This window comes from Moorena sp. SIO2C4 (assembly GCF_010672485.1).
Lineage (GTDB): Bacteria > Cyanobacteriota > Cyanobacteriia > Cyanobacteriales > Coleofasciculaceae > Moorena > Moorena producens.
The window spans coordinates 1-1,303 of sequence record NZ_JAAHGN010001486.1; the positions used below are offsets into that span (position 1 = coordinate 1).

Here is a 1,303-nt window from a genome sequence, read left to right on the forward strand (position 1 = left end):
TCACTGCTAAACCGCAAAAGACCGATTATCACCAGAGGGTCTTTCCCGATCCAGCAGCTACCACCAAAACCCAGGACACCACTACCAGCCCCACCACCGCGACCTAACTTCACATTCGATACAGAGTCTTTGAATCCAGGTTCCTTCCAGACAGGTTCCTTGCCAGTATTTGGGAATTCTACCAACCAGATTCCTGACCGATCAGAGTTTCCTAACCAACAGCCACCAGTATCCGTTACTCCACCTCCTCCGCCACCACAATTTTCGATCACCCCTCCTCCTTCTGAGCCTACTAAACCAGCACCCCCTAGTGCTGTTGCGATCGCACGACAACGTCAGAACAATTTAGTAGCTCAAGTGCGGATGCGGCGGAAGCAACTGAAAAAAGATGTAAGCAATACCAGTGATGAGGAAGCTAGGAAAAACCTGGTAGAATGGATGGCTTTGGTAAAGGATACCTTACCCAAAAAGGAAGTCATACCAGCAGCAATTACAGTGAGTGGTACTTATCCCAAAGACGCTTGTATTAAGAAACTAGAAGGCACAACAGTCTTCGGAATTTTAGTAGGTGCTAATGGTGAAGTGACTAATGCACAGCTGATTCAGAGTGCAGGGTACGGCATTTTAAATCAGCAGGCACTGGAAGATATTCAGTTCCGAAAGTTTAACAACAAAACTGGTGCAACAAAACCCTACCAGGTCAAGGTAGCCTTTGACTATGATCAAGGCAACTGTCCTAGTCTATCGGTTTTCCAAGAAACTGCTAACCAGCCAGTTCCAGCAAAGCCAAATACTGTTAGTGGGGAAAACGCTGCTGTCAACAATCCAGTAATAGTAGTTCCTAAGCCAGAAACCCCTAGCAATAACTCTGCTAATAATAACTCTACCGATAACAATACCGATAACAATAGGACAGTATCAGTTCCAGTAAAACCGAATACTGCTACAAATACTGCTAGGGAAAATTCGAGCACTAAACCCAGAACAATATCAGTGCCAGTGCGGGACAATACCTCTAGTCAAGACTCGACTCCTAAACCCAGGAGAGTTTCAGTACCAGTGCGGGACAATACCTCTACTCAGGAAAATACTCCTAAACCCAGGAGAGTGTCAGTACCAGTGCGGGACAATACCTCTACTCAGGAAAATACTCCTAAACCCAGAAGAGTGTCAGTACCAGTACGGGACAATACCTCTACTCAGGAAAATACTCCTAAACCTAGAGTAGTGCCTGTACAGTAAAATACTCCTAGTCAGGAAAATACTCCTAAACCCAGGAGGGTGTTAGTACCAGTGCGGGACA

At 45.8% G+C, this 1,303-nt stretch carries 1 protein-coding gene; it reads left to right on the forward strand.

Annotated features, from left to right (window positions below):
- Positions 1-1,242, forward strand: a 1,242-nt coding sequence (locus F6K20_RS38840; RefSeq protein WP_287298487.1) for a TonB family protein, incomplete at its 5' end; no start/stop codon positions are given.
- Positions 1,243-1,303: the final 61 nt, after the last annotated feature.